The organism is Marinobacterium stanieri (assembly GCF_900155945.1).
In the GTDB taxonomy this organism is placed as follows: domain Bacteria; phylum Pseudomonadota; class Gammaproteobacteria; order Pseudomonadales; family Balneatricaceae; genus Marinobacterium; species Marinobacterium stanieri.
The window spans coordinates 185,633-211,240 of sequence record NZ_FTMN01000008.1 but is presented as its reverse complement, the minus strand read 5'-3'; the positions used below and the strand labels follow the sequence as shown (position 1 = coordinate 211,240).

Annotated in this window: 22 protein-coding genes; 16 read left to right on the top strand and 6 right to left on the bottom strand. The window is 56.2% G+C overall.

Going from position 1 to position 25,608, the window contains the following annotated elements; translation table 11 throughout:
• Positions 1–147: 147 nt before the first annotated feature.
• The 7 genes from BW956_RS17120 to BW956_RS17090 all read left to right on the top strand — a co-directional run bounded on the left by BW956_RS17120 (position 148) and on the right by BW956_RS17090 (position 7,083).
• Positions 148–1,101 carry a Gfo/Idh/MocA family oxidoreductase gene (locus BW956_RS17120; RefSeq protein ID WP_076464607.1) on the top strand — a complete coding sequence of 318 codons (954 nt, stop codon included), beginning with the start codon at positions 148–150 and terminating at the stop codon, positions 1,099–1,101.
• 47 nt (positions 1,102–1,148) lie between these two features.
• The gene (locus BW956_RS17115) at positions 1,149–2,144 is read left to right on the top strand and encodes an aldo/keto reductase (RefSeq protein ID WP_076464605.1); all 996 of its coding nucleotides are present in this window, start codon (positions 1,149–1,151) and stop codon (positions 2,142–2,144) included.
• Between the two features lie 105 nt (positions 2,145–2,249).
• Positions 2,250–3,278 (top strand): TRAP transporter substrate-binding protein, encoded by a 1,029-nt coding sequence (locus BW956_RS17110; protein WP_076464602.1) that lies wholly within the window; start codon positions 2,250–2,252, stop codon positions 3,276–3,278.
• Positions 3,279–3,299: 21 nt separating this feature from the next.
• Positions 3,300–3,812, top strand: coding sequence for a TRAP transporter small permease (locus tag BW956_RS17105; protein WP_076464599.1), 513 nt, complete (start codon positions 3,300–3,302; stop codon positions 3,810–3,812).
• Positions 3,809–5,095, top strand: a complete 1,287-nt coding sequence (locus tag BW956_RS17100) for a TRAP transporter large permease (protein ID WP_076464596.1) — start codon at positions 3,809–3,811, stop codon at positions 5,093–5,095. Before BW956_RS17105 ends, BW956_RS17100 begins: the two co-directional genes overlap by 4 nt.
• A gap of 59 nt (positions 5,096–5,154) precedes the next feature.
• Complete coding sequence (locus tag BW956_RS17095) at positions 5,155–6,078, top strand: helix-turn-helix domain-containing protein (protein ID WP_076464593.1); 924 nt, start codon at positions 5,155–5,157, stop codon at positions 6,076–6,078.
• Positions 6,079–6,150: 72 nt separating this feature from the next.
• The gene (locus BW956_RS17090) at positions 6,151–7,083 is read left to right on the top strand and encodes an AEC family transporter (RefSeq protein WP_076464591.1); all 933 of its coding nucleotides are present in this window, start codon (positions 6,151–6,153) and stop codon (positions 7,081–7,083) included.
• 54 nt (positions 7,084–7,137) lie between these two features.
• On the opposite strand, the gene BW956_RS17085 is transcribed toward BW956_RS17090, so the two are convergent.
• The 3 genes from BW956_RS17085 to BW956_RS17075 form a co-directional block, all read right to left on the bottom strand.
• The gene (locus BW956_RS17085; RefSeq protein ID WP_076464588.1) at positions 7,138–8,982 is read right to left on the bottom strand and encodes a bifunctional sugar phosphate isomerase/epimerase/4-hydroxyphenylpyruvate dioxygenase family protein; all 1,845 of its coding nucleotides are present in this window, start codon (positions 8,980–8,982) and stop codon (positions 7,138–7,140) included.
• A 320-nt stretch (positions 8,983–9,302) separates the two neighbouring features.
• Entirely contained in the window at positions 9,303–9,974 is a 672-nt protein-coding gene (locus tag BW956_RS17080) for a GntR family transcriptional regulator (RefSeq protein WP_076464585.1), read from the bottom strand.
• Positions 9,975–10,161: 187 nt separating this feature from the next.
• On the bottom strand, positions 10,162–11,013 hold the full coding sequence (locus tag BW956_RS17075; RefSeq protein WP_076464582.1) for a shikimate dehydrogenase family protein: 852 nt from the start codon (positions 11,011–11,013) through the stop codon (positions 10,162–10,164).
• 446 nt (positions 11,014–11,459) lie between these two features.
• Between BW956_RS17075 and BW956_RS17070 the strand changes: the two genes are divergently transcribed.
• The 5 genes from BW956_RS17070 (at position 11,460) to pobA (ending at position 16,188) form a co-directional block, all read left to right on the top strand.
• Positions 11,460–12,479: a DctP family TRAP transporter solute-binding subunit gene (locus BW956_RS17070; protein WP_076464579.1), complete on the top strand. Its 1,020-nt coding sequence runs from the start codon at positions 11,460–11,462 to the stop codon at positions 12,477–12,479.
• A gap of 93 nt (positions 12,480–12,572) precedes the next feature.
• Positions 12,573–13,046: a TRAP transporter small permease gene (locus BW956_RS17065; RefSeq protein ID WP_076464576.1), complete on the top strand. Its 474-nt coding sequence runs from the start codon at positions 12,573–12,575 to the stop codon at positions 13,044–13,046.
• 1 nt (position 13,047) lies between these two features.
• The gene (locus BW956_RS17060; RefSeq protein WP_076464574.1) at positions 13,048–14,316 is read left to right on the top strand and encodes a TRAP transporter large permease; all 1,269 of its coding nucleotides are present in this window, start codon (positions 13,048–13,050) and stop codon (positions 14,314–14,316) included.
• A 15-nt stretch (positions 14,317–14,331) separates the two neighbouring features.
• On the top strand, positions 14,332–14,760 hold the full coding sequence (gene aroQ, locus BW956_RS17055) for a type II 3-dehydroquinate dehydratase (protein ID WP_076464571.1): 429 nt from the start codon (positions 14,332–14,334) through the stop codon (positions 14,758–14,760).
• A gap of 216 nt (positions 14,761–14,976) precedes the next feature.
• Positions 14,977–16,188 (top strand): 4-hydroxybenzoate 3-monooxygenase, encoded by a 1,212-nt coding sequence (pobA, locus tag BW956_RS17050; RefSeq protein ID WP_217695147.1) that lies wholly within the window; start codon positions 14,977–14,979, stop codon positions 16,186–16,188.
• Between the two features lie 77 nt (positions 16,189–16,265).
• Here pobA and BW956_RS17045 read toward each other — a convergent pair whose 3' ends face one another.
• A complete protein-coding gene (locus BW956_RS17045; protein ID WP_076464566.1) occupies positions 16,266–18,200 on the bottom strand; it encodes an FAD-dependent monooxygenase in 1,935 nt (644 codons plus the stop codon).
• 97 nt (positions 18,201–18,297) lie between these two features.
• Between BW956_RS17045 and BW956_RS17040 the strand changes: the two genes are divergently transcribed.
• Positions 18,298–19,221 (top strand): LysR family transcriptional regulator, encoded by a 924-nt coding sequence (locus BW956_RS17040; RefSeq protein ID WP_076464563.1) that lies wholly within the window; start codon positions 18,298–18,300, stop codon positions 19,219–19,221.
• 110 nt (positions 19,222–19,331) lie between these two features.
• Positions 19,332–19,754 (top strand): acyl-CoA thioesterase, encoded by a 423-nt coding sequence (locus BW956_RS17035; protein WP_010322716.1) that lies wholly within the window; start codon positions 19,332–19,334, stop codon positions 19,752–19,754.
• A gap of 97 nt (positions 19,755–19,851) precedes the next feature.
• Here the strand turns inward: BW956_RS17035 and katG are convergent, their stop codons facing one another.
• Both katG and BW956_RS17025 read right to left on the bottom strand, forming a co-directional pair.
• Positions 19,852–22,032 carry a catalase/peroxidase HPI gene (gene katG / locus BW956_RS17030; RefSeq protein WP_217695144.1) on the bottom strand — a complete coding sequence of 727 codons (2,181 nt, stop codon included), beginning with the start codon at positions 22,030–22,032 and terminating at the stop codon, positions 19,852–19,854.
• 224 nt (positions 22,033–22,256) lie between these two features.
• Complete coding sequence (locus BW956_RS17025) at positions 22,257–23,513, bottom strand: GGDEF domain-containing protein (RefSeq protein WP_076464557.1); 1,257 nt, start codon at positions 23,511–23,513, stop codon at positions 22,257–22,259.
• Positions 23,514–23,688: 175 nt separating this feature from the next.
• Here BW956_RS17025 and BW956_RS17020 point away from each other — a divergent pair, with 175 nt between their 5' ends.
• Complete coding sequence (locus BW956_RS17020; protein WP_076464554.1) at positions 23,689–23,910, top strand: hypothetical protein; 222 nt, start codon at positions 23,689–23,691, stop codon at positions 23,908–23,910.
• Between the two features lie 167 nt (positions 23,911–24,077).
• Positions 24,078–25,607: a cryptochrome/photolyase family protein gene (locus tag BW956_RS17015; RefSeq protein WP_083703126.1), complete on the top strand. Its 1,530-nt coding sequence runs from the start codon at positions 24,078–24,080 to the stop codon at positions 25,605–25,607.
• The last annotated feature ends 1 nt before the right edge of the window (position 25,608 follow it).

Here is a 25,608-nt window from a genome sequence, read left to right as displayed (position 1 = left end):
GCAAAAATTGAATACCTGAAGAGATTATTCAATTACTCAGTTGCCGAGGTCGGTGTTAGATTTCCTGTACTAATCTAACGTCTCGAGGCAGTCAGTCGCTGCCAGCGGACAACAGAATTTTTGCATTGAGTAGCAGGAGACAAGCTGATGAGACTCTGTGTTGCAGGCGCCAGCGGCGCTTTTGGCATGAAACATATGGACGCCATCGATGCGATCGACGGCGCGACCGTTACCTCGGTTGTGGGTACAAAAATCGACGTGATTCGTGAGTTTGCCGAAGAGCGTGGCGTGCCGCACTACACCACCGATCTGGCGGAAGCCCTGGCCCGTGACGATGTGGATGGCGTGATCCTGGCCACCCCGACACAGATGCATGCCTCTCAGGCGATTCAGTGCCTGGAAGCCGGCAAGCATGTGATGGTCGAGATTCCCATGGCCGACAACATCGAAGACTCCCGCAAGCTGGTCGAAGTCCAACAGAAAACCGGTCTGGTCGCCATGGCCGGCCATACCCGCCGCTTCAATCCCAGCCATCAGTGGATTCACAACAAGATCCAGGCCGGTGAACTGAAGATCCAGCAGATGGATGTTCAGACCTATTTCTTCCGCCGCACCAACACCAATGCCAAGGGTCAGCCGCGCTCCTGGACCGACCACCTGCTATGGCACCACGCCTGCCATACCGTGGACCTGTTCCAGTATCAGGCCGGTGAAGCCGCCACCAAGGTGCAGGCACTGGAAGGCCCGCATCACCCGGATCTGGGCATCGCCATGGACATGAGCATCGGCATGAAAACCGGCAGCGGTGCACTCTGTACTCTGTCCCTGTCATTCAATAACGATGGTCCTTTCGGCACCTTCTTCCGTTACATCTGCGATAACGGTACCTACATCGCCCGTTACGACGATCTCTTTGACGGCAACGAGAACAAGATCGACCTGACCGGTGTTGCAGTCTCCAACAACGGTATCGAGCTGCAGGACCGTGAATTCATCGCTGCCATTCAGGAAGGCCGTGAACCTAACTCCAGCGTGGCCCAGTGTCTGCCGGCCATGGAAACCCTGCACCAGCTGGAACAGTGCCTGGAAGCGGACCGCTAAGCGGTTCGACTTTCCGGACCTGATTTTTACAACACAGGGATATTCATATGAGCAAGCTGCTGAGCCAAGACTTCAACCCCCCCGGCATTGGATTGGGCTGTATGAACCTGTCCCATGCCTACGGAACGCCCGTTTCGGAAGCTGAAGGAGTTCGCGCCCTGCAGCAGGCATTCGACATGGGCTACCGTCACTTCGATACCGCCACGCTTTATGGTGGTGGCCGTAACGAGACGCTGGTCGGCAAGGCGTTGAACGAGAAGCGCCAGTCCCTGTTTCTGGCCAGCAAGTGCGGCATGGGCATCGGCCAGGAAAGTGGCGTCAAGGAGATTGATGGCCGCCCGGAGACACTCAAGGCTCAGTGTGAAGCCAGCCTGCGCCGCCTGCAGACCGATCATATCGACCTCTACTACTTGCATCGTCGCGACTTCAACACGCCCATCGAAGAGAGTGTAGGCGCTTTGGCGGAGCTGGTTAAGGCAGGCAAGATCGGCGCCATCGGACTGTCGGAAGTGTCGGCCGAAACCCTGAAACGCGCCCAATCCGTGCACCCGATTGCGGCGCTGCAGACCGAGTACTCACTCTGGTCCCGTAACGCCGAGATTGCCGTACTGGATGCCTGCCGCGACAGCGGTACCGCCTTTGTTGCCTTCAGTCCGCTGGCCCGTGGTTACCTGACCAACACCCTGCAGGATGTGACGTCACTGGTGGAAAAGGACATTCGCCGCAACATGCCACGTTTCAATGAGGACAACTACCCACAGAACCTGCAGTTGCTGAGCGGCTATGTTGCCATCGCCGAGGAAGCAGGTTGCTCACCCGCCCAGCTGGCGTTGGCCTGGCTCAAGGCCAAGGGCGATCACATCATTCCCATTCCGGGAACACGCTCGGTCGAGCATATGCAGGAAAACCTGCTGGCAGATCAGGTCAGCCTGGACGGGGCACTGGTGGCGCGCCTGGATGCGCTGATTAACCAGAGCACCGTGCATGGCCCACGTTACAGCGCGGCCCAGCAGGCTGAAATCGATACCGAAGAGTTCGCCTGATAACAGGCGAACCGGCTCCACCCGTACACCGCTGCAACAACGCTCGATATAACAAGCACGCAATAAAGACAAAAAGAAACACAATAAAAACCGAGGCAACCACCCATGAAAAAGATGCTCAAGACCGCTGCGTTCTCGGCTGCTCTGGCTGCCACTGCAACCGTTACCGCACCCACCGCCATGGCGGCTGACTACACCCTGCGTTTTGCTCACTTCTTCCCGCCCGTTGCGGCCCCCCATAAAGAGGTGTTCGTTGCCTGGGCCGACAAGGTGAAAGCCGACTCCAACGGTCGCATTGAAGTAGAGCTCTACCCTTCCTCCACCCTGGCCAAACCACCGGCTCTGTATGATGCAGCCGCCAATGGCATCGCCGATATCAGCGCCACGGTGCAGGGTTATACTGCCAACCGTTTCCCGCTGACCCAGATCGTGGAACTGCCCGGTATCGTGACCGATGCCCAGCAGGGTTCCTGTGTGATCCAGTCCCTGTACGATGAAGGCCTGGTTGCCGACGAGTACAAGGAAACCAAACCGCTGTTCATGTTCACCCACGGTCAGGGTCACATTCACACCAAGGAAAAGCTGATCGAGCAGCCATCTGACCTGGCCGGTATGCGTATCCGTCGCCCCACTGCGGTGGTCGCCAAGATTCTGGAAGAGGTTGAAGCCCAGCCGGTGGGCATGCCGGCACCCGAGTCTTACCAGTCCATGCAGCGTGGCGTAATTGATGGCGTCTCCCTGCCCTGGGAAGGTCAGAAATCCTTCCGCCTGAATGAACTGGCCACCAAACACACAGAAGTGGGTCTCTACAGCCTGTCGTTCGTGGTCACCATGAACAAGCGTGTGTACAACTCCATGCCGGATGACCTGAAGAAAGTGATCGATGACAACTCGGGTCAGCTCTGGGCCGCTAATGCCGGCAAGGTGTTCGACCAGCAGGATGCAGCAGGCCGTAAAGATGCTGTGGATGCCGGTCATGAAATCCTCACCATTGAAGGCGGTGTGGATAACCCGGCCTGGAAACCGGTCGTCGCCGCGGCAACCGAAAACTACCTGGCCGAACTGGAAAACAAGGGTCTCCCGGCACGCAAGGTGTACGCCCGTGCACTCGAACTGGCTGACAGCTGTCAGTAAGCCTGCGCCCTGGAGTCAAACATGAAACAGATCGCACACCTGATTGATGCCATCGCCTTCTGGATGATGCAGCTGAGTGGCGTTGTGATCGTGACAATGATGGTGACGGTCCTTCTGGACGTCACCACCCGCTTCCTGTTCGGGGTTACCGACGGTGGCATCGATCTTACCTTCATTGGTGGCATCGAAATCATCAAGTTCGGCCTGTTGTTCACGATTCTGTATTCGCTGCCCTATTGTGTTGACCGTTCTCAGGTCGTGGTGGACCTGTTTACCGAACGACTCAGTGAACGCAAGAAAGCCTTCCTCGAAGGCATCTATTTTCTGGGCTACATGTTACTGGCGCTGGGTATGACCATCCGCTTTTTTGAAGCGATCCATGCCGCCAACATGACCGGCGAGACCACTCAGGATCTGCTGGTGCCCATGAGTTACATCTACGCAGCCACCGTTTTTGGCACCGCCATGCTGGGTATTCGCGCCCTGCTGACGGCACAACGACGCTTCTGCACTGCAATGGGGTTTAACGCATGAGTTCTGCCATGATCGGTTTGACCTGCATCGCCTTGATGCTGGTCATGATGGCCCTGCGCGCACCCATCGCGCTGGCCATGGCTTCTGTTGGCTTTATCGGCTTTGCCTGGATTATCGCCTTTGATCCGGCCATGGCCATTCTGGAAGGAGGCCCCTTCGAGACCCTCTCCAACTACAGCTTCAGCCCCATTCCCATGTTCATCATGATGGGCGTGTTTGCCTCCCGGGCCAAGATGTCGGACCAGCTGTTCAGTGGCGCACGCTCCCTGTTCGGTGCCTGGCGTGGTGGTATTTCCCTGGCGGCGATCCTGTCCTGCGGCATATTCTCCGCCATCTCGGGCTCTTCAGTAGCGACTGCGGCCAGCATGTCACGCGTAGCCCTGCCGGAAATGCGCAAGCATGGTTACGCTGATTCTCTCGCCACCGGTACTCTGGCTGCCGGCGGTACCCTGGGTATCATGATTCCGCCCTCCATTGCGCTGCTGCTGTATGCCCTGATCACCGAACAGTCGGTGGGTGACATGTTCATCGCCGGCCTGATTCCGGGCATTCTCGGCCTGGTGCTCTACTGTGTGACCATCAGTGTACTGGTCAAACTCAAGCCCGAACTGGCCACACCGGGTGAGGCGACTTCCCTGAAAGAAAAACTGCTGGGGCTCAAGGGACTTGTCCCCTTCTCGGCAGTATTCGCCATCATCATTGGTGGTATCTACCTGGGTATTTTCACGCCGACCGAAGCCGCTGCCATCGGAGCCTTTGCCACGCTGGTAATGGCGGTCATTCGCGGGATGAACTTTGAAGGTTTTCGCAGCGCCATTCAGGAAACCCTGACCACTTCGGCGATGATCTTTTTCATGATTATCGGTGCAGAGATTTTCGGGTATTTCCTCAGTGTCTCCCGAATTTCCTTCGAGCTTGTGAGCTTCGTAGATAGCCTTCAGCTGACACCGTTCATGATTCTGATCTGCGTACTGGTGCTGTTTATGTTGCTCGGCTGCGTCATGGACAGTATCGCCATGCTGCTGCTGACCGTGCCCGTGGTATACCCACTGGTGGAAGCCGCCGGCTTTGACCCCATCTGGTTCGGCATTGTCGCCGTGATTACGGTGGAGCTGGGCTTGATCACACCTCCGGTAGGCATGAACGTGTTTGTGATAAAGGCCTTTGCCAAGGACGTGTCCATCGGTTCCATTTACAAGGGGGTCATGCCTTTTGTGATTTCCGATCTGGTCCGCCTGGCTCTGCTGATCACTTTCCCGGCACTGGCTCTGGGGCTACTCTAGTCCTCACCTGACTGACCCCGGTCTCCGGGGTCAGTATTTGTTCACAGGAGGCACCCGGCATGCCCTCTACCACCCGACCAGACAGCGGTCATCGCCCATCAAAGGCAGGTATCTCAACCTATGCCCTCTACCGGGAAGCCCCTTCCCAGCAGGATCCCGAGTTTTTCCACATTGAGGACATCAAGTCCCGCGCCCGCCTGTTCAACTGGAATATTGGTATTCACCAACACCCGCGCATGTACCAGCTGGTATATGTCAGCCATGGCCAGGTCAAGGCACACCTTGATGGTCAGGAGCATTGTCTGGAAGGGCCCTGCCTGTTTACCTTGCCGCCCTCGGTGCCCCATGGTTTTGAGTTCGAGCGCGATGTCACTCTCGGTTATGTCATTACCCTGTCTCAGCTGCTGCTCAGTGATGAACGGCTGAGCCGTAACTCGGCCGTCCATGATGAACTCATGCGCTCGGCACAGGTGATAAGGTTAAAGAGCCACCCTGAAGACAGACAGTTTATCGACCAGTCCATCAATCAGCTGTTGAACGAATACAACAACAATGAACCGGGCAAGCAGCAGCTGTTCGAGTGCCTGTTGTTCGCCATGCTGATCAAGCTGGGGCGTCACCTGCACGCCCACCATCGCCAGCGCCACGAGGGACATTACGATACCCGCTATCAGCAACTGAGCGAACTGATTGAACTGCACTACCGTGAGCATCTGCCGTCCCAGTTCTATGCCGATGCCCTGTGTACCACTCCGATTGGCCTCAACCGGGCCTGCAAAGCCACGACCGGAAAAAGCCTGGGTGACCTGTTGCAAGACCGCCTGGCGCTGGAAGCCCAGCGCATGCTGATATACTCCTCGGCCCCGGTATCCCTGATCGCCTATGAGCTGGGCTTTGCCGACCCGGCCTATTTCGCCCGTTTCTTCAAACGGCGGGTGGGGACTACACCTAGTATCTTCCGGGAACACCGTGAACAGGCCTGACAGGTTAGTGTCATCACCGCGTCAGCGGCCTCTGGTACACCCTGATACAACTGACACAAAAGGAGTTGCTGCATGCTGAGCGTGCTGTCCATTACCGCCCCCATTTTCATCCTGATTGGCCTGGGCTACCTGGCTGTCAAAAGCGGCATTCTGCCCGCAGCTGCTGCCCCGGGCATGGGGCGTTTTGTACTCTATTTCAGCCTGCCGGCACTGATTTTCGGGACGCTGTCGCGCATGGAGTTCAGTGAGGTCATCGAGCCCAGCTATCTGCTGGTGTATGCCACCGCATCCCTGTTGGCACTGCTGATTGGCGTCACCCTGCACCGCAAACTGGTGGGCAATACGCTGCCGTTAAGCGGCGTAAAAGGCATGGGTATGGCCGTCTCCAACAGTGCCTTTATCGGCTATCCGGTGCTATTGCAGGTTTTTGGCGAGCCGCCCGCGCAGGCGTTTGCCATGTCATTGATGGTGGAGAATCTGCTGATCATTCCACTGGCACTGATCATTATCGAATCGGGTGGACGGGATGACGCCACCTCCAGACGCCAGCATTTCACTGCCGTGTTTGCCCGCGTGCTGAAGAATCCGCTGGTACTGGCCATCGGTGCCGGCATGCTGGTTTCACTGCTACAGCTGCCTATCCCTCAGGTCATCGACAAGACCCTCAGCATGCTGGCTCAGGCCTCGGCAGCGGTCGCGCTATTCAGTATCGGGGGTGTTCTGGTGGGTACGTCCATTCGAGGTAATGTCTCGGCTATTCCGGCGGTCGTAGCGGGCAAGTTGCTGCTGCACCCCTTGCTGGTGTTCCTGCTGCTGATGCTGGTACCGGGGATGGACCCGGACCTGAGGCTTTCCATGCTGCTGCTCGCCTCCATGCCCATGTTCAGCGTCTTCCCGATCATTGCCGGTAACTACGGTTTTGGCCAAACCAGCGCCAGCATTTTGATCATCACCACGCTGATGTCCTTCTTTACGCTGACACTGATGATTGGTTTGCTGACCTGAGGCGATCGATAGGGAAAGGGGTAACCGCCCTCGAGTGAGGGCGGTGTGGAGAAATCAGGCCTGCGCCAACGCATACTGACGCGACTGCGCCGCCAGACGTATGTGCGCGTTGGCCTCACCATAGCGGCTATAGCCACCAGTGCGTTGCAGCACTTCAAAGAACACCCCGTGGGTTTCCCGGGTGTAGAAGTGGAACAGCTCACCGCCCTCTTCGCTGAGGTCATACAGCAGGTTGTGAGCTTTCAGCTTGGCCACAAACGCTGGCTCCAGCGCAAAACGCGCTTCGATATCGTCGTAGTAGTTGGCCGGAATCGGCAGCAGATTTTCGGGCCCGGCACCGGCCGCTGCCTTGAAAATATCCTCGCACTCGAAGGCAACCTGCTGGAAGCCTGCCCCCTTGGAACGCTGAATAAAGCGCTGCGGCGATGCCTCACGGGCGTCTGTCATGTTGATCGGAATACGCACCCGGCCGTTGGCGCTTTTAGCGGTGCGGCTGACCACCAGACCAAAGATGTCGGGCAGGTCCTGGCTGGGTTCAATATCAAAATCGAACAGGGATTTGTAGAAGAACGAGGCTGACAGGAAATCGGTTTTGGCGACTGATTGCCCCATATGGTCAATGCGTTGTAGCCCCAGCTGTTCCTGCTCAGCTTCAACCGGAACAAAGTCGATATCGAAGAAACGATAAGCGCCGTTGCGTTCGACGAAGTACACCAGGCTGTCACCCACGCCTCGAATCGCCGGTATATTCAGCTCACCGGGACCGGCCTGATGCTCAAAGCGCTGCAGGTGATAGCGGTCGGCACGGGCCAGGGTCGACTTGAGATTGCTGCTGGCGAAAGCAAGCGCACAGACGGACACCCCGTGACGCTGAAAATGCTCATGTGCCTGACTCTCCGGCTCGCGGTTGAGGATCAGGTTGATGTCACCCTGACGCATGAGGCTGACATTTTTCGAGCGATGGCGATGGGTTTCCCGAAAGCCCAGCTGGTTAAGCAGGCCAATCAGCTCTTCTCCCGTATCGCCTTCAACAGCGAACTCCACGAATTCGATATCGGTGATCTCACTGGCCTGCTCCGGCTCTTTCTGTGACGCCTGCTCCTGCAGCCAGATCATCGAGCGCATGCCGTCAACCGCCTTCTCTTTCGCCGACGAAGAGCGGAACTCATCATTGAAGATTTCATGCGACAGGTAGTCGTTGAAGCCCTTGTCCTGCAGACAACGCACAAAATCCACCACCGGCAGATCCCCCTGACCGGGGAAACAGCGGAAGTGACGGCTGTACTGGAGCACATCCATCTGCATGATCGGTGCATCGGCAATCTGCACCAGTGCAATCTTATCCACCGGAATTTCATCCCGGAGGCAATCCAGGGTATTACCGCGGGCAAACATGTGGAAGGTATCCAGGTTGATCCCCAGATTGGGATGGTCGGCACGTTTGACCAGATCCCAGGCATCCTCATAGTCGGCTATGAAGCGCCCCCAGGCCAGGGCCTCATACCCCAGTGTCAGCCCTTCCTGAGCTGCCATGTCCGCCAGGGCATGCAGATCGGCTGCACACTGCTCGCGGTCACCGCTGGCATGAGGTGACACGTTACTGCACATCAGCAGACGCGAGGTGCCCAGCTCATGAGCCAGGGCAAACTTGCGCTGCAGGTAGCGGAATTTCTGACTGCGGTAGGGCTCGGGCATGCCTTCCATATCGCGGAATGGCTGCAAAGCGATGATCTCCAGCCCCAGCCCTTCAGCCATACGCCGAACATCGGCTGGCGAGCCTTCATATTGCAGCAGATCATTTTCAAAGATTTCGACGCCCTGAAATCCGGCCGCCGCAGCAGCTTCCAGTTTGGCTGGCAAGGTGCCGGACAGGGTTACTGTCGCCAGTGCAGTTTTCATTGTTTGCTACCCCGATTGTGCAGATGCTCACCAGCCTGCCGTCCTTTGGTCAGCCGCTGGCATCTTGTTTTAATTATCTGACAAAACCAATAATACCCTATATTTTTATAAATCATAGGATACAAAGACATCGATTGCACTCAGACAAACAGCGGCACCCAGTAGCACCTGCCTGGTGTCGGTATGTGGATAACTCAGTGTTGTGTACAGGGGGAAACAGCCCAAGCAGGCACGCGACACACGACCACTCGCCAGAGCGGCCTGCATGTTCGGAATAGCGATAAATCAGCTACAGGAGGGTGAGCCAGCCTTGAACAGGCTTATACGGGGACTTGACTGCCCTTGCGGATATGGGCTTCCAGCGCCGCAACAGCGCCTTCGACATCATCATTTACCAGGCAGTCCAGCAGGGCACGATGTTCATCGGCGACCTCCTGACCACGGAAGGGGCGCTTCTTCAGCGCCAACAGCTGATAGCGCATGAACTGCTCCAACACGGAGGCGTGATAGCGGATCAGCTGGTTGGAGCCACAATTGGATACAATCGCCATATGAAAGTCACGGTCGACCCTTTCCCATTCGCTGACATTGACTGTCTCGTCTTCCATCATCAGCTTTTCCATGCAGCTGAGTCGGTAGTGAGCGCTGATGAGGTGTGCTTTCCATTCCACCGGATTGCCGGTATCGGCGTTGGCAAAGGACTTGCGCAGTCCCAGCGTTTCCAGCACCACACGCAGCTCGATCAACTCTTCCAGATCGGCAACGGATACCGGCTTAACCTTGAAGCCTTTCTGCTCTTCAACAACGACAAAGCCATCGGATACCAGGCGCATCAGGGTCTCGCGCAGAGTATTCACACTCACGCTATAGCGTGACTTGAGCGCATTCAGCTTGAGCTTCTCACCCGGCATCAGGCTACCGCTCATGATGTCATTGCGTAACTGCTCGTACGCTGACTGCCCTACAAGTTTGCGATCAAGGTCGCTGTTCATACTCTGTCCTGCAAAATGAATGTCACCAACCGGCGGTATGTTACTACATCAGGCCCAGCGTCGCGCCACCTTTGCCGGAACGGCGCCGTACCTCATATAAAAAAGGGGTGTACCTGCCACCCCAAGCAACCAACATTGCAACCGATACACGTTGGCTTGAGCACCGCAAAACCACAAAACCGCTAGATCAGTCGATCAGCGCACTCTTGATGTCAAAACGCGCCTTGAAAGGCTCCAGTACGCGTGCCGGATCAACCTTCATATCAGCAAAAATTTCGAACGCATCCAGCCCCTGGAAAAAGAACAGGTCGAACCCCGTAACCAGTTCAAGACCGGCCGCCTTGGCAGCCACCAGAAACGGCGTATCCAGCGGCGTGTAGACCGCATCGAAGGCCCAGCGCTGTCCCTGAATGTACTCGGCAGGCAGCGGAATGCCCGGCGTCTTGTAGTGACCAATCGGCGTACAGTTGATCAGCCCGTCTGCCTGCCGTGCCGCCTGCCCCAGTTTATCGTCGCTGACGGCAGTGGCCTTGATACCGGCTGCACAGAGCGCTGCGACCAGGGATTCGGCCCCTTCATGGCTGAGGTCATACACCGCAATTTCCGTGGCACCCAGCTCCAGCAATGCAAAGGCAACCGCTCGCCCGACACCACCTGCGCCCAGCAGAAGCACTGAGCCGGCAGCCTTATCGCCCATGCGCGCCTGATAGCCACGAATGAAACCTGTGTAGTCGGTATTGCCGGCAAACAGCTGCTCGCCAAAGGCCAGCGTGTTGGTGGATCCTACCCGCTGCACCGCTTTATTCATCTGCTGTGCATGGCTGACGGCAATCTGTTTGTAGGGAAAGGTGACATTACAGCCACGGTAACCAGCCTGTTGCAGCTCCCGCAGTGTGTCAGCAAAGGCTCCAGAGCTGGCATCTTTGGGCTCATGCAGTGCATAGCTCACCTCCAGTCCATGCAACTCACCCAGCATGGTATGCAGGGCAGGCGCTCGGGATTGAGCAATGGACTGCCCGATCAGGCCAAGCTTCAACATGTTTGTGTCTCCATCGTGCATGCGGCAGTCCCCTTACAGCCTGTAGCAGGGCTGTCCGCTTATTATTCTGTTGTGGGCCTGGCCTCTCGGATGTACGGAAGGCACTCATCCGCCCCATTGATAGGATATTTATAAAATCATCCTATATTTTTACACTTAATGACAACTGCTTTTTTCCAACCGGTTCCGTGCCAGTGCTACATTTTTCCCGCAAAAAACCGCTTAAAATCGCAAAATTGCTGACAAATTTTGGATTTATGACCTATTAGTAGTTAATTAGCCAAAGGAACAATACGCAAAAGTATAGGATATTTTTCTTTTAACCCCATAATATTGACCTCACCCAATCCTGTTGCTAGCCTCCAACCTATCGATTCGGACAGTTGATCGACCCAAAACAACAATCAGCAGGCATACCTGCCCAACAAACAGAGATGGAACGAAGCATGAAAATTTCCACAACAAAAATAAAACTGGGACTTGCGGCTGCGGTCGCTGCTATCTCCTTCCAGGCACAGGCTGCCGATCTCACCCTTACCCTGGGCCATGTTGATCCTCAGGAGTGGACCTCCTCCAAGAAAGGCGCTGCTGCTCAGGTGTTCAAAAACCTGGTCGAAGCCGAAAGTGGCGGCCGTATTGAGGTGAACGTTTACCCGGCCGGTCAGCTCGGCGGTGAAACCGAACTGCTGCAGTCCGCACAGGACGGAACACTGAGCATGGCCATGGTGTCCGGCGCCTTCTCCAAGCTTTGCGCGGAAGCTGCCGTATTGGAGATTCCCTACCTGTTCCCGTCTGCACCAGTCGCCTGGGAAGTACTGGACGGTGAGTTCGGCAAAAACCTGAGCCAGCACTGCCAGAGCAAAACCGGCCTGCGCACCCTGGCCTACGGTGAAACCGGTTTCCGTAACTTCACCAACTCCAAGCGCCCGATCAAAACCCCGGCCGACCTGGATGGCCTCAAGATTCGCGTGATGACCACGCCGCTGTACGTGGAAATGGTCAAAGCCATGGGCGGTGAGCCCACACCAATCGCCTGGCCTGAAGTGCCCTCCGCACTGACCACGGGTGTTGTCGATGGTCAGGAAAACCCGGTCGGCGTTATCTACAACGCCAAATTCTATGAAATGCAGGACTACCTGACCCTGGACGGACACGTGTACGGCACCGACTTCCTGGTTATCAACGATGATATCTATCAGGGCCTGTCCGATGCTGATCGCGCCATCGTGGACCGCGCTTCCAAGGTTGCCGGCACCGTTGGCCGTGCCATCCAGCAGTTCAACTCTGCCGAAGGCCTGTCCAAACTGGCAGCTGAAGGTATGGAGATCACCTCACTGACGGCTGACCAGATGGCCCAGTTCCGCCAGGCCGCTCAGCCCGCAGTTATCGAGTGGCTTAAAGGCGAAATCGACAGCAGCTGGATCGATAAAGCCCAGAACGCCGTCAAGGCCGCTGAATCCAACTAAACTTCCAGCCACAGGAAGTAATTAACAAAAACCGGGGATGGAGCCCCATCCATTCCCGGTTTTTTGACGCCCTATTATGTGTTGGATAGTCCGATGAAACTTCTATATTCCAAGCTGCTGGCCTGGCTGACAGGGGGCTCTCTGTTCATCGTCTTCGCCGTCGTGCTGTGCAGCAGCCTGTCCCGCTACCTGCTTAACTACCCGATTCAATGGAGTGAAGAAGTTGCCCGCTACGCCATGATCTATGGCGCCATGTTCGGCACGATTCTGTGTTACCTGCAGGATTTGCATATCAAATTCGGCTTTCTGGAGCACAGCGTACCGCCCTTTGTGAAGCGCCTGCTCCATTTGGCATCAGACCTGATTGCACTGGGAACCGGCATTATCGTGGCCTGGTCCGGCTATCAGTTTGTGCTCAAGCGCGGCGGTATCGATGCGCCCGGCACCGGACTCCCCATGAGCCTGTTCCAGTCCGCCATGATTGTCGCCGGCGTGGGCCTGGCCATTGCGGCACTGCTCAAGCTGCCCGACCACCTGCGCGCCAAGCAAGCACAGAGCGAAGAATGATATGACCGGTTTTCTGATTCTCCTGTTTCTGCTGCTGATCGGCAGCCCCATTGCGTTTGCCATTCTGTTGGCAGTCACTGGCTACCTGACCCAGACACCTTTTCCCATCAGCCTGATCAGTCAGCGCCTGTTCTCCGGTCTGGATTCCTTTGCCATCCTCGCGATTCCCCTGTTTGTGCTGGCCGGTGAGTTGATGAACGAGAGCGGTATCACCGGTCGTATCATCAAGTTTGCCAATGCCTGTGTCGGTCACATGAAGGCGGGCCTTGCTCAGGTCAACATCTGGGCCTCGGTGATCTTCGCCGGCCTGTCCGGCTCCGCTGTTGCCGACACCTCGGCACTGGGCCGCATCTTCATCCCCGAGATGGAAAAAGAGGGCTATCCGCGTGACTTCGCCGCAGCCCTCACCGCCGCTTCATCCGTGATCGGCCCCATGATTCCGCCCAGTATCCCCGTCATTATCTATGCTCTGATCACGTCGGGCGTGTCCGTGCCAGCGCTGTTCCTGGCCGGTGTTGTACCAGGGTTACTGCTGGCTGTCGGCCTGTCCATCTATGTCCGTATCAAGGCTGCCCACTATGCGCCCCAGCATCCGCGTATGCCGTTCAAGCAACGTCTGATCGCACTCAAGGATGCCTGGATTCCGCTGTTCATGCCGATCTTCATTGTCGGCTCAATCCTCACCGGTATCGTGACACCGACAGAGGCAGCTGCACTGGCGGCAGGCTATGCCCTCTTTGCCGGCATGTTCATCCTGAAAAGCCTGCACCTGAACCAGCTGCCTAGCATTTTTGTGCGGGCCATGCGTGACTCCTCGGTGATTCTGATCATTATCGCGGTGATCTCAGTGGCCAACTGGCTGCTGACCTTCTCGCAGGTACCGCAGAAAGTCAGTGAGATCGTGCTGGAGCAGGTCTCGAGCCCCTGGATGTTCCTGCTGGCGGTAAACATGATTCTGCTGGTGATCGGGCTGTTCCTGGAAGGGATTGCCGCCATGCTGATCCTGCTGCCGATTCTGCACCCCATCGCCATGCAGCTGGGGCTGGACCCGGTTCATTTCGGCATTGTGGTGATTTTCAACCTGATGATAGGCCTGGTCACGCCGCCCATGGGGATATGTCTGTTCGTGTCGAACTCCATCGCCAATGTGGGGGTTGGTGCCATCTCCAGGAAGATCATGCCGCTGTTCCTGGTTGAATTGGCCGTTCTGGCAATTGTCACCTTCATCCCCGACACCGTAACCTTCCTGCCACGCCTGTTTGGTTATTAACTTGGAGATCGGATTTTGAGCAAGCTGATTTATGTGTTGAACGGCCCCAATCTGAACCTGCTGGGCAAGCGCCAGCCGGAAATCTATGGCCATGAAACCCTGGCCGATGTGCAGAAGCGCATGGAAAAAAAAGGGGATGCACTCGGATTGGAGATTGCGTTTTTCCAGAGCAATCACGAAGGGGAGCTGGTGGATATTATTCACCAGGCGCGTGAACAAGCCGCCGGTATTGTGATCAACCCGGCCGCCTATAGTCACACCTCAGTAGCTATTCTGGATGCGCTCAACACCTTTGAAGGTCCGGTGGTAGAGGTGCATATATCCAATATCCATAAGCGTGAAGCCTTCCGCCATCACTCCTATGTTTCCAGCCGTGCCGAAGGCGTGATTGCCGGTCTGGGTACGCTGGGCTACGTCTTGGCGCTGGACTATTTCGCGCAGTAAACAGAGCTTTCGAAAGCTCCACCTTCCAGGCCCCGTCGACAGGCAACTGTCACGGGGCCTTTTCGGTTAGGACTGTTCCCTTTCCCACGTCCCTCAAGTGTTCAAAAAGTACCGGCAAGCGTTGCTTTATTCCATTCATCGTCTGACCACTATCCCCGATCATGAAGGCCATACGCGATTCATATTAACCAAGAATAAGAGAACGCCATGAAGACGATTCAGACTCAGGTTGCCATCATTGGTGCAGGCCCTTCCGGTCTGCTGTTGGGACAGCTGCTGGCACGCAAGGGTATCAGCAATATCATTCTGGAACGCGTGACCGGGGACTATGTGCTGGGCCGTATCCGCGCCGGTATTCTGGAACAGGGCTTCGCCGATCTGGTGCGTGAAGCCGGTGTCGCCGAACGCATGGATGCCGAAGGGCATGTCCACGAAGGTGTGGAGCTGGTGGTGGACGGCACGCGCACCCGCATCGACCTGAAAGAACTCACCGGTGGTGATGTGGTGGTGTGCTATGGACAGGTAGAGATCACGCGCGACCTGATGGAAGCACGTCAGGCAGCCGGACTGGATACCTATTACGAAGCTGCCCAGGTTCAGCCCCATGACGTCAAAAGCGATCAGCCATTTGTCACTTTTGAGCACAACGGCGAAGAGTACCGTCTGGACTGCGACTTCATTGCCGGCTGTGACGGCTTCCATGGTGTATCCCGCCAGACCATCCCGGAAGATGTACGTACCGAATTTGAACGCGTCTACCCCTTCGGTTGGCTGGGCCTGCTGGCTGACACTCCGCCCTGCCACGATGAACTGATCTACGCCAAGAGCGAACGCGGCTTCGCCCTGGCCAGCCAGCGCTCAACTACACGCTCGCGTTATTACCTGCAGGTGCCTCTGACCGACAAGGCTGAAGACTGGTCGGATGACGATTTCTGGAACGAGCTGAAGAAACGCTTGCCTGAAGAAATTGCGGCCAAACTGGTGACCGGCCCCAGTCTGGAAAAAAGCATCGCCCCGCTGCGCTCCTTTGTCTGTGAGCCCATGCAGTACGGCAACCTTTTTCTGGTAGGCGATGCTGCACATATCGTCCCGCCCACCGGAGCCAAGGGGTTGAACCTGGCCGCATCAGACGTGGCCACCCTGTACAAGATTCTGACCCGCGTATATGAAACCGGTGATCGTCGCTATATCGAGCAGTATTCCGAGATCGCCCTGCGCCGGGTGTGGAACGGCGAGCGCTTCAGCTGGTGGATGACCAACATGATGCACGATTTTGGCACCGAGGTGAGCAACAGCGGACTGGAAGGCCAGATGTTCGGCCGCTTCATGACCTCCGAGATTGATTACTACCTGAACTCGGAGCACGGCCGCAAGGTCATTGCCGAACAGTATGTGGGGCTGCCCTACGAAGAACTGAAAGAGTATTGAAGCCCTTCAGCTCACGATATGAAAAGGCCGGATGCGAAATGTTCCGGCCTTTTTCGTAGTCTCACACAGGAGTCTAATCAGGCGTCCAGCAGGACCCTGCTAAAGAAGTTGGCCACCCCGGCATAATCGTCCAGTGGCAATACTTCAGCAACATACTGGTCGGGTCGCACGATCAGGATGCAGCCTTTCTCCCTGTCGATGCCGCGCATCTCATAAATGTTCATGCCACCACCGGATGACGACGGTCGGTTATCCACCGTGAACACCTTTTCATGGTCACGCAGCCCGTATTTGCCTTTCTCAGGCGTCAGCAGCGGATGCAGGCTGCCGGTTTCAATCGTCTGATGATGCGGCTGGAAAATCGCCCGCACATCGATCACCGCATCCTGCTCCGCATTCGCGGGCGTGTGTTTCCTCAGCGGAGAACGCTCATCCCTGTCCAGAAACTCACAGAGTGCCTTCACGCCACAGTTCTCTGACATGGGCTCGGCACTACCGGCAAAGGCGTAGAGGCGATAGGCACCATCGGCCAGATGACAGTGTCCCAGTTGCACAGGTTTGGCATCCGCCAGGCGCACAACAGGGGCCGAATGGAAGCGCTTACCAACCGTAAAACCCTTGGCCAACGCCTGATGCTGCCCTTCACCGACCATAATGGAAGGACGGTACTGGATGGAGACGCCGGCGGTGTATTCGCCAAACAGCTGGAAATAGCGCTGAAACTCTTCCGGATCGACACCGTCCGGGTTTTCAGCCGATCTGGGCTTGGCACTGAACATACGCGAGAACTCGCGATCAAAATCGATCAGTGCCTGACCGTATTCACGACGCTCATCGGAGTAGGTTTTCAGAATTGACTCATCCGCACGACCGGTGAGCACATGCGCCAGCTTCCAGCCCAGGTTCCAGGTATCCATCACCGAGGTATTCAGCCCCTGTCCCGCTTTAGGGCTGTGGGTGTGGCAGGCATCTCCTGCCAAAAATACCCGAGCCGCGCGGGTATCGGTAGAATCATCAAACGCAGTGGTAATGCGCTGACCTATCTCGTACACGCTCCACCAGGCCACCTCTTTTACATCGATACTGTAGGGCTGGAGGATGCGGTTGGCGGCTGCGATCAGCACCTCGGGGGTCATCTGATCACGGGCCACACGCTCGCCTGCTTTCAGTTTGTCCAGCTCAATATAGATACGCACCATGTAGCCGCCTTCACGCGGAATGATCAGCATGTTGCCTTCGTGACTGGAATGGATCAGCGATTTCAGACGAATATCCGGGAAGTCAGTATTGAGCAGCACATCCATCACACCCCAGGCCTGATTCAGTGCATCACCCACCAGCTCCTTGCCAATGGCCGTTCGGACATTGGAGCGAGCGCCATCACAGCCCACCACATAGCGGGCTTTAACGGTTTCAATCTCCTGCGAGTACTGGGAGTAGTTCACCAGCCGTTCGATTCGCGCCGTCACCGGGTAGTCCCCGGCATCGGGATCAACCTCCAGTTCCAGCAGTTTACGCTGGTAATGGGGCTCCACCTTACCGGGGTTTTGGCGCATCACATCCAGAAACATGTCGTGCACACGGGCCTGGTTGATGATCAGGTGCGGCATTTCCGACAGGTCATCGGCCACATCCTGCACCTTGCTGCTGCGTGTAATATGGCCGGGCTGGTCAACATCAGGTTTCCAGAAGGCCGCTTCATTGACCTGATAGGCTTCCTGGATAATTTGATCAGCAAAGCCGTACGCCTGGAACATCTCCATCGTACGGCAGGCAATGCCATCGGCCTGCCCAACCAATAGCCTGTCGTCCTTCTGATCAATAATGGCCACCTGGATACCGGCAAATTTGGTCAGCTGTGCCGCCAGATTCAACCCGGCCGGGCCACAGCCCACGATCAGCACATCGACCTTTTCCGGCAAGGGACGCTTAATCGGCGGAGGAACAACTCGGTCCTGAGGGTCTGAAAAACGCGGGTCGCCCGGGTAGAAACCATCAACGTGAAACTGCATGGGGTACTCTCCTCTCATTATTATGGGAAAGACTTTAAACAGCTTCAGATATCAGCAAAAATAGATTTTTATACCCAGATAAAAAGAATTTGCATACATGAACCCCAACCTGTTGAAACAACTGGCGATTGTCGTGAAACAGGGATCAATCAGTCGTGCCTCTGAGCACCTCTATGTGACCCAACCGACACTGACCCGCAGTATCAAGCAGCTGGAAGCGAAAGTGGGCGCTCCCTTACTCACCCGTTCCCGTTACGGAGTGGAACCCACCGAAATCGGTGCGCGGCTGGCCCGGATCGGGGAGCGCATTCTGGCCGAATCCGATCATGGCGACGAAGTGATCCGGCAATGGCACAGTGGCTACCATCAGGAGTTTGTGATCGGGATCGACCCACTCTGGGAGTTCGCGGCGGTGGAGGAGATGACCTCCGCACTTCTGCAGGAAAGCCGCTACGTATTTCACCTGAGGACGGCATCGGCTGCCACCCAGATCCAGTTGCTGCAAGCGGGAGAGCTGGATTTCCTCATTTCTCATGCCCATCTGTCCGTATCCCAGGGGCGCTTGAATCGTGACATCCTGTTCCGGGATCGCACCGGTGTATTTGCCGGCCGCAAGAGCAAGCTTGTAAGTACTCACACACAGATAGACGCCAACCAGTTGGCAGAACACAACTGGATGATTGCGGGCGCCAGCGCAGGTTTCCTCGATACTCAAGAAAACCTGACCGCCCCCTTGCCGGCACGCATGGCACTAACCGGCAGCATACACTCGGTGCTGCACCTGCTGAATACCACCGACCTGTTGGTGCGTTTGCCGGCACGCCTGACCTTGATGACCGGCCAGGTATCACCGGAGCAACTGCTGGAAGTGGACGGCCAGCCCGGCCCCCGGCGTGACCTGGCACTCTGGTCCCGCATCGACCGAGAGGAGAGGCCCGAAATGGTGAAAGTTCGGCACATTATCAGCGAGCTTCTGCGCCAGCTGGATCGGGATAAACCCACCTACGGGCTTTCGCTTTAGGCTTGTGATCGGATATGGAACTGTCGTGAAATGGTAATGACTTGCAGCCAAGGCTGTGCGACGCTCTACGACTCGCTTGATCCTAACTGCTGATGTTCAAGGACAGACTTATGACGCATACACTCAGCGATTTCCCCCTGCAGACCTACGACAAGCTGCGCTTTGCCGATACCGACAGTCAGGGGCACGTGAACAGTGCCGTGTTTTCCACCTTTCTGGAAACGGGCCGTGCCGAGATGCTCTACGATGCCGAAGCCCCGCTGGTGGCAGAGGGTGCCGTCTATGTGATCGCCAAACTGGACCTGCAGTTACTGGGTGAGGTCCGCTGGCCAGGACGTGTGGATATCGGCACAGGCGTTTTGAAAGTCGGCAACAGCTCAATGACGCTTTATCAACAGCTTTATCAGAACGAGCAGTGCGTCGCCACAGCTGAGACAATCATCGTGCAGATGAACGAAACAACACGCAAATCCCAGCCGCTATCATCTCAGGCCAAAGAGGCACTGAGCCGGTTTCTGTTGACTGAGGCTTGAGCAGACGGGCTTCCCACAGACTTTTGCAGCCATACAAAAACGCCGACTCTCAAGGAGCCGGCGTTTTGTTTTTGAGCTCACTTCAACCAGGGCAGGTTTAGCTCAGATCAAAGCGATCCGCGTTCATCACCTTGGTCCAGGCCGCGACGAAGTCCTTGACGAACGTCTCCTTGTTATCGTCCTGAGCGTAAACCTCAGCATAGGCGCGCAGGATTGAGTTGGAACCGAACACCAGGTCGGCACGGGTGGCTGTCCATTTAACGGCGCCACTGTTGCGATCGACAATCTCGTAGCTGTTCTTGCCGGTCGGCTTCCAGCTGTACTGCATGTCGGTAAGATTGACGAAGAAGTCATTGCTCAGCACGCCTTCCTTATCAGTAAAGACACCGTGTTTGCTGCCACCATGGTTGGTGCCCAGCACGCGCATACCACCAACCAGTACAGTCATTTCCGGTGCGGTGAGGCCCATCAGCTGGGTACGGTCCAGCATCATCTCTTCCGGGCTGACCACATAGTCGCCTTTCACCCAGTTGCGGAAGCCATCGTGCAGCGGCTCCAGGTACTGGAAGGAATCGGCATCGGTCATCTCGTCTGTGGCATCACCACGACCCGGTGCAAAAGGTACCTTGATGCTGACGCCTGCATCCTGAGCGGCCTTCTCAACCGCTGCAGTACCGCCCAGTACAATCAGGTCGGCCATGCTGACCGGCTTGCTCAGACCAGACTGCACACCTTCAAGCGCCTTGAGGACCTTGGCCAGGCGGGCAGGTTCATTACCTTCCCAATCTTTCTGCGGTGCCAGGCGAATACGACCACCGTTGGCGCCACCGCGGAAGTCGGATCCACGGAAGGTACGCGCGCTGTCCCAGGCGGTTGCAACCAGTTCGCCCACACTCAGGCCAGTGGCCAGAATCTTGCCCTTGATGTCCTCTACTTCAGCGTCTGTCAGGGTGTAGTCCACAGCCGGAATCGGGTCCTGCCAGATCAGGTCTTCGCTTGGTACATCGGCACCCAGATAACGGCTTTTTGGCCCCATGTCACGGTGGGTCAGCTTGAACCAGGCACGAGCAAAGACATCATCGAAATACTCGGGATCCTTGTAGAAACGCTCGGAAATCTTGCGGTATTCCGGATCCATTTTCAGTGCCATATCGGCATCGGTCATCATCGGCATGCAGCGGATGGAAGGGTCTTCCACATCCACCGGCATATCCTCTTCCTTGATATCCACAGGCTTCCACTGGTTGGCGCCCGCCGGGCTCTTGGTCAGCTCCCACTCATGGTTGAGCAGCATATCGAAGTAACCATAGTCCCACTTGGTCGGCTCGCTGGTCCAGGCACCTTCAACCCCGCTGGTCACGGTGTTGCGACCGATACCACGCCCCACCTTGTTGTTCCAGCCAAGGCCCTGCTCTTCTACGTCAGCGCCTTCAGGCTCAGGCCCCAGATCATCGGCATTACCGTTACCGTGTGCTTTACCCACTGTATGGCCACCGGCCGTCAGAGCCACGGTCTCTTCATCATTCATGGCCATACGCTCAAAGGTGACACGCATGTCCTGAGCGGTTTTCAGCGGGTCAGGGTTACCATCCACCCCTTCAGGGTTAACGTAGATCAGGCCCATCATCACGGCTGCCAACGGATTTTCCAGATCACGTTCACCGGAATAACGCGACCCCTCACTGCCGGTCGGCGCCAGCCACTCTTTCTCGGAGCCCCAGTAGATATCTTTTTCCGGATGCCAGATATCAGGGCGACCACCGGCAAAGCCGAAGGTTTTGAAGCCCATGGACTCATAGGCCATGTTACCGGCCAGGATGATCAAATCGGCCCAGGACAGTTTGTTGCCGTACTTCTTCTTGATCGGCCACAGCAGGCGGCGCGCCTTGTCGAGGTTACCGTTGTCCGGCCAGCTGTTGAGCGGGGCAAAACGCTGGTTGCCGGTGCCACCACCGCCTCGACCATCGGCCACACGGTAGGAACCCGCAGCGTGCCAGGCCATACGAATCATCAAGCCACCGTAGTGGCCCCAGTCGGCCGGCCACCAGTCCTGGCTGTCGGTCATCAGCGCCTTGAGATCGTTCTTGACCGCTTCCAGGTCGAGCTTCTTGAATTCTTCTGCGTAGTCGAAGTCTTCGCCCAGAGGGTTCGTCTTGGTGTCATGCTGGTGGAGGATGTCCAGGTTGAGCGTATTAGGCCACCATTCCATATTATCGTTACCGCTGGCGGTGTTGCCGCCATGCATGAAGGGGCATTTACCTGTGTTGTTCTGGCTCATTTCCATTTCCTCTGCTTGTTATCCAAAGACTCACAAACCGGTGTTCATAAGTGCCTGATTGCTCAGGAAACACCGTTCTCAACCTTGAGTTGGACCTGTTGTGTTTTGGTTAGCTTCAGACTAGACGCTGGCTGTGGATTAGCCAAAGTGACATTTCTAATGGCAACGATAGGCAAGACCTATCGGAATGCATGCAAAGCCCGGATGAACCCGAAACTGATCTGTTATGCAGGCAACTGTTCCTGCTCAAACCCGTTTCGCCCGGCATGCTTGGCGTTGTAAAGCGCCTGATCAGCACTTCGAAGCAATGAATCGGCTGTCATTATTTGTGACAAATCCCGGTTACACACCAGGCCAATGCTGATAGTGACCTTAAGGAGTTCACCGGTTTCGGTCCTGACCTCCAGCTCACGCACCCGTTGCAGCAGGCGCTCGGCCAGTTTGGATGCCTCACCCGCGTCCGTGTTCGGCAAAATCACGGTAAACTCCTCACCACCGTAACGACCGATGCTATCCACCTTGCGCAACTCATGCCGCAGTGCCTGAGCCACTGCAATCAGCACCCTGTCACCCTGAGCATGACCAAAACGATCATTCACCTGCTTGAAGTGGTCCAGGTCGATCATCATCAGTGCCAGGGGTGAAGCAAAACGTTGTGTCCGCTCGACTTCCTGCTCCAGCCGACTCATCAATTCTCGACGGCTTAGCACACCGGTCAGATAATCAGTCTCGACCAGTGATCTCAGTCGTTGCTGCACCGATTCACTGCCCATCAGGCGCTGCCAGAAGCCGAAGGTCAGGCTCGCCAGCACAGACGCACACACCACCAGAACCGCCCAAACCCAGAGATGCATGTTATCCACCCGTTCAAGCATGCCATTGACCAGAGGGTCCATGCGTTTGGCATCGCGGCTGAAGCTGATGCCGCCACGCAGATCCCCGATTTTGTAGCCCATCTGCTCATGACACGGCAGGCAGCTGTGGACAATATTAAGCCCTGCCATATAGCGATAACGGCCTTCAAACAACTCCACCCGCTCCAGCTCTCCGCTTTGCTCCATCCAGGTCAGGGCAGAGCGCTCCCATTCATCCGGTGCATTAGTAGGGTTAAGCGGTTTAAGGCTGGTAATGCGCAGGGCCACATCCTGACCCTCAAGCTGCTCCGATATCTGCCGCGTCATATAAGCAGGGTTGATACGTGTTAGCTGGCGGCCATGGTTATCTGTGATGTCTCTATCCGGGAGGTGTAAGTAGGGGTTGGGATGAATATCAGGGGACACTGGAACATAGACGCCCTCCGTATCAGCATTCCAGTGACGTGCAGCCCGAATCAACTCGAACGCCGCACGCCCCTGGGCCTGGAACACGGACAAACCCGCCCCTTCGAGCGCATTCCGATTCACCAGCCAGGAAAAGCCGACGATAAGGCTGCACAGCAGCACGACGATAAGGTTGATCAGGAACAGCTGGCGCAGTTGCATCCATTTCCCACTCTTGAAGACTCCTTAAAGAATATAAGGGTTTGCTCAGGCTTCAAGCATCTGCCGATCTGTTTTTTTCCTGCAATTGTCTGTTGATCACTAAACAGACAATTGCTTCACATATTAACTCTATGTATACTACTAAGGTCTAACACACATTTTGGGGAGTGTTGTTATGAACCAGAAGCACTACACCGGTCTTGCCAATGAAGATCGTCGTATCCACCAGGAGCTGGTGGCCATGGGTTACACGGATGCCGAGGCATCTGAAAGCCAGGGTGCTGTTGCCAAGCTGTTCAACCAACTGGCCGACCTGCTGACGTGGATGCGTTGGAAAGGGGAAGTCGGTGTTTATGGTTGCCGTATTGGCGCACCGCGTCACGTCTGCAAGGCGTAACGCACGATCTTCACTTCATGGTGTTGATTCCTTATCTGTTGTTTGTTGTTTGATGCCCACAGGTTCTGCCTGTGGGCATTTTTTTCGCCTGTCGTTTGTACCTGCCGCAAAAATCCATCCCGGTTTCTCTCACGTAAATCTCAGTTCTACGTCTACGGAGCAAACCTGTGCCTTCTCCCCGCTTGCGGCTGATCCTGGGTGATCAGCTAAGTCTGAATATTAGCAGCCTCAAAGATATCGATCCCGAGCAGGATCTGATTCTGATGTGTGAGCTGCACAGCGAAGCAACCTATGTGGCACATCACAAAAAGAAACTGGTTCTGGTGCTGTCAGCCATGCGGCACTTTGCCAAGACGTTGAAGGAAAAAGGCTATCGCGTCTGCTATCGACGCCTCGACGATACGGACCGGTATTCTGACTTTATCCGGGAAGTTGAGCATATTCTCAACGCCTCAGGCTGCCGCCACTGTGTCATCACCAGACCTGGCGAATACAGGTTGCTGCAACAGTTTCAGCAGTGGCAACAGACCTCGGACGCACATATTGAACTGCGCGAAGATGACCGTTTTCTGTCCTCAACAGACGATTTCAGAGACTGGGCTCAGGGCAGGCGTCAGCTGCGGATGGAGTACTTTTACCGCAACCTGCGCAAGCGCTACGGTATTCTGATGCATGAGGGCAAACCCGTGGGTGGGCAATGGAATTTCGACAGCTCCAACCGCAAGGCAATGCCCGCAGACCTGACACCACCCGCCCCCGCCCGCTTTGAGCCTGACAGCATCACCCAAGACGTTATCGACCTGATTCAGACAGGCTTTCCCGACCACTTTGGAGAGCTGGATGACTTTCACTATGCCGTCACCCGTGCCCAGGCACTTGAGGTACTGGACCAGTTCATCCGTGAACGCCTGCCCCTGTTTGGTGACTACCAGGATGCCATGCGCCAGCAGGATCCCTGGTTGTTTCATTCCCATCTGAGCTTCTATATCAACCTGGGATTACTGGAGCCTCGCGAGGTGATCGAAGCGGCTGAAACGGCTTATCAACAGGAAAAGGCACCTCTCAACGCCGTCGAGGGATTTATCCGCCAGATTCTGGGTTGGCGCGAGTATGTGCGTGGCCTCTACTGGCTGCAGATGCCGGCATATAAAGAAGGCAACTACCTGAAGGCCGACCGCCCCCTGCCCGGACTCTATTGGGGGCAAACCACTGCCATGAACTGCCTGCACCAATGTGTGGAGGATACGCGTCGCCATGCCTACGCCCATCATATCCAGCGGCTGATGGTGCTGGGTAACTTCGCCCTGCTGATAGGGGCCAACCCCGCGGAGGTGAATGAGTGGTACCTGCTGGTCTATGCCGATGCCTATGAATGGGTGGAAATGCCCAACGTGCAGGGCATGATCCTGTTTGCCGATGGGGGCCTGATGGCCAGCAAACCCTACGCAGCCAGCGGTGCCTATATCAACCGCATGTCGGACTATTGCCAACACTGCCGCTACGACGTGAAACAGAAAACGGGCGCCAAAGCCTGCCCTTTCAATTATCTGTACTGGGATTTTCTGGCACGTAACCGGGAACAGCTGGAACAGAATCCGCGCCTGGGGCTGGCCTATCGCAACCTGAACAAGATGTCAGACGATGCCAGGGAAGCCATTCAGGAGAGTGCGCGTATCTTTCTGCAGCAGCTGGACTGAA

What these genes read in the sequence shown, in the direction of transcription:
- BW956_RS17120 (WP_076464607.1), top strand. Translation starts at nt 148, where the DNA reads ATGAGACTCTGTGTTGCAGGCGCCAGCGGCGCTTTTGGCATGAAACAT.
- BW956_RS17115 (WP_076464605.1), top strand. Translation starts at nt 1,149, where the DNA reads ATGAGCAAGCTGCTGAGCCAAGACTTCAACCCCCCCGGCATTGGATTG.
- BW956_RS17110 (WP_076464602.1), top strand. Translation starts at nt 2,250, where the DNA reads ATGAAAAAGATGCTCAAGACCGCTGCGTTCTCGGCTGCTCTGGCTGCC.
- BW956_RS17105 (WP_076464599.1), top strand. Translation starts at nt 3,300, where the DNA reads ATGAAACAGATCGCACACCTGATTGATGCCATCGCCTTCTGGATGATG.
- BW956_RS17100 (WP_076464596.1), top strand. Translation starts at nt 3,809, where the DNA reads ATGAGTTCTGCCATGATCGGTTTGACCTGCATCGCCTTGATGCTGGTC.
- BW956_RS17095 (WP_076464593.1), top strand. Translation starts at nt 5,155, where the DNA reads ATGCCCTCTACCACCCGACCAGACAGCGGTCATCGCCCATCAAAGGCA.
- BW956_RS17090 (WP_076464591.1), top strand. Translation starts at nt 6,151, where the DNA reads ATGCTGAGCGTGCTGTCCATTACCGCCCCCATTTTCATCCTGATTGGC.
- BW956_RS17085 (WP_076464588.1), bottom strand. Translation starts at nt 8,982, where the DNA reads ATGAAAACTGCACTGGCGACAGTAACCCTGTCCGGCACCTTGCCAGCC.
- BW956_RS17080 (WP_076464585.1), bottom strand. Translation starts at nt 9,974, where the DNA reads ATGAACAGCGACCTTGATCGCAAACTTGTAGGGCAGTCAGCGTACGAG.
- BW956_RS17075 (WP_076464582.1), bottom strand. Translation starts at nt 11,013, where the DNA reads ATGTTGAAGCTTGGCCTGATCGGGCAGTCCATTGCTCAATCCCGAGCG.
- BW956_RS17070 (WP_076464579.1), top strand. Translation starts at nt 11,460, where the DNA reads ATGAAAATTTCCACAACAAAAATAAAACTGGGACTTGCGGCTGCGGTC.
- BW956_RS17065 (WP_076464576.1), top strand. Translation starts at nt 12,573, where the DNA reads ATGAAACTTCTATATTCCAAGCTGCTGGCCTGGCTGACAGGGGGCTCT.
- BW956_RS17060 (WP_076464574.1), top strand. Translation starts at nt 13,048, where the DNA reads ATGACCGGTTTTCTGATTCTCCTGTTTCTGCTGCTGATCGGCAGCCCC.
- BW956_RS17045 (WP_076464566.1), bottom strand. Translation starts at nt 18,200, where the DNA reads ATGCAGTTTCACGTTGATGGTTTCTACCCGGGCGACCCGCGTTTTTCA.
- BW956_RS17040 (WP_076464563.1), top strand. Translation starts at nt 18,298, where the DNA reads ATGAACCCCAACCTGTTGAAACAACTGGCGATTGTCGTGAAACAGGGA.
- BW956_RS17035 (WP_010322716.1), top strand. Translation starts at nt 19,332, where the DNA reads ATGACGCATACACTCAGCGATTTCCCCCTGCAGACCTACGACAAGCTG.
- katG (WP_217695144.1), bottom strand. Translation starts at nt 22,032, where the DNA reads ATGAGCCAGAACAACACAGGTAAATGCCCCTTCATGCATGGCGGCAAC.
- BW956_RS17025 (WP_076464557.1), bottom strand. Translation starts at nt 23,513, where the DNA reads ATGCAACTGCGCCAGCTGTTCCTGATCAACCTTATCGTCGTGCTGCTG.
- BW956_RS17020 (WP_076464554.1), top strand. Translation starts at nt 23,689, where the DNA reads ATGAACCAGAAGCACTACACCGGTCTTGCCAATGAAGATCGTCGTATC.